This window comes from Streptomyces violascens (genome assembly GCF_014649955.1).
Lineage (GTDB): Bacteria > Actinomycetota > Actinomycetes > Streptomycetales > Streptomycetaceae > Streptomyces > Streptomyces violascens.
This window is the reverse complement of sequence record NZ_BMUA01000071.1, coordinates 1-2,409: the sequence shown is the minus strand read 5'-3', so window position 1 is coordinate 2,409 and position 2,409 is coordinate 1. Positions and strand designations below refer to the sequence as shown.

The window sequence follows — 2,409 nt, the reverse complement described above, 5'->3', positions numbered from 1 at the left end:
CGGGAGATACGTCAACCTCGGCGAGTGATCAATGCCGATCCCCGCCTCTGGGTGCGTCACTCGTAAGGGTGGGGTGCTGAGCCGGAGGAAACGCCCAAGAGAGTACAGACCACCAGAACTCCACAGGCAAGGGGAAGACCGGACGGGAAAGCGAGAGCGAACTCTTGTACTTACGATTCGTGAGGTGTAACCGCGTGGTGGAAGCAGTCGGCGCGGTAAAGGACCCGGCGCTGAGAGGCGCCACATGCTCCCGCAGTCAGTGAAATCGGGAGGAGGTCACCGTGGTCCCGGATCAGAGAGAGTTCCCAAACCCGGTCGTATCTCATGGGAGAGGAACAGGGAAACCCCGTAGCGGTCCCAATGGGTAGGCCGAAGGCAACGAAGGCGTAACTCCACTGCGGGAACAGGATGACCCGAGAAGCCAACGCCACCGGAGCGAAAGCTCAGAGGAAACGCCGGACATCAGGCAGTCTCCATGCCTCCGGCCATAACTCGGTGGATACCAGGAAAGAAACCTGGGCCCGAAAGGGAGCCCACGCGGGTCAGGTAGGCCGTTGAAGAATAGCTGGGAACAGCCCCAACCTGGGCGCAAGTTAGGCAAGGAGGAGTCTTGAACGAGGCAGTGCTGAGTGACGGAGCCTCCCGGAACGGAACCCAGGACGCAGATACCTCGTGGCACAGTACAGACTGGGCCAAGGTGGAACGAGACGTCAGGCGACTTCGCCAGCGAATCTTCAAGGCCGCGCAGGAGGGGGACCATAAGAAGGTCCGTAACCTCCAAAAGCTCATGCTGCGTTCTCATTCCAACACGCTTCAGAGCGTCCGCCGTGTGACGCAACAGAGCCCTGGAAGGAGGACCGCCGGCGTCGACAACTATCGGGCACTGACTCCAGAGGATCGAGGACGCCTTTCCCTGGAGTTCTCCGAAGGGAAGTCTCGGAGTCCGAAGCCGGTGAAGCGTGTGTACATTCCCAAGGCTAATGGGAAGAGACGCCCACTTGGTATCCCGGTGATCCGGGACCGAGTCCACCAGGCGCGAGTGAAGAATGCGCTCGAACCTGAGTGGGAAGCCAAGTTCGAAGGCAGGAGCTACGGCTTCCGCCCCGGGCGAGGATGCCATGATGCGCTATCCATGATCCACAAAGTGACCGCTAGGCGGACCGCCAAGCGGTTATGGATCCTGGACGCGGACCTGGCAGGGGCGTTCGACCGCATCAGTCACGACCATCTGCTGGAGTCAATTGGCACCTTCCCAGCTGCCAAAGACATCAGAGGGTGGCTCAAAGCTGGGGTGATCGAGGAGGGCGGCTTCACCAACACCGAAGAGGGGACACCTCAAGGTGGTGTCATCAGCCCTCTCCTCCTCAACATTGCCCTGCACGGAATGGAATCCGCAGCCGGGGTAAAGACGGTCAAGACGGCGTGGAACGGCCTGGTGCGAACAGCCGAAGAATCACCGGTACTTGTGCGGTACGCAGATGATTTCGTGGTGCTGTGTCACACGAAGGAAGCTGCATGTCAAGCCAGAAACAAGCTGGAGGAGTGGCTTAAGCCCCGGGGGTTGACCTTCAACGAGGAGAAGACGCGCATTGTCCACCTCGCGGAAGGCTTCGACTTCCTGGGTGCTCACATCCGAAAGTACGCGGACGGCACCGTCCTCATTACCCCATCCAAGGATGCGATACGAAGGGCCAGGCAGAGGATCAAGCAGATCATCCAGCGTACGAACGGGCAAGGGAGTCACGAGGACCTGATCCTCACCCTCAACCCATTTGTCAAAGGGTGGTCTATGTACTACAGCCCCTACTCATCGTCTAGGGCGTACCGGAATCTTGATTTCTACGCCTTCGGACGACTGTGGAAATGGGCTGTAAAGCGACACCGCAGGAAAGGCCGGAGGTGGATTCGATCCCACTACTGGGGGCGGTACCACCCCAAGCGGAACGATGTGTGGGTCTTTGGCAACGACAAAGTCCTCATGCATAAGTTCGCTTGGACGAAGATCCGGAGGCACGCGGCCGTACCCGCGAATGCGTCAAAGGACGACCCCGCGCTGAAGGAGTACTGGGCCAAGAGGACAGCAACCAAGGGCCTGCCACAGCTGGAGCGCAAGCTCATCATCGGCCTGGCAGTCCGCCAGAAAGGGAAGTGTCCTGGCTGTGGGCTTGATCTTTTGGAAGGGGCTGGATTCGAGCCGGACAACCTGAACGAATGGGTGTCCTGGTTCTCGGCGGCGACAAGAGCATTTCATGTTCACCACGTCGTCCACCGTCAGCACGGTGGATCTGACGATCCACGGAACCTGGAACTGAGGCACACCACCTGCCACCAGCAGCTTCATGCAGGCGGCAAGGACAGAGCAAACGCGCGGCCCCCGCGGCCCGCTTGAGCCGTGTGCCGCGACGAGCG

General features: G+C 60.0%; 1 protein-coding gene. It reads left to right on the top strand.

The features are described 5' to 3' along the window. Nucleotides 1–610: 610 nt before the first annotated feature. The gene (gene ltrA, locus IE206_RS42065; protein WP_226599054.1) at nucleotides 611–2,389 is read left to right on the top strand and encodes a group II intron reverse transcriptase/maturase; all 1,779 of its coding nucleotides are present in this window, start codon (nucleotides 611–613) and stop codon (nucleotides 2,387–2,389) included. The last annotated feature ends 20 nt before the right edge of the window (nucleotides 2,390–2,409 follow it).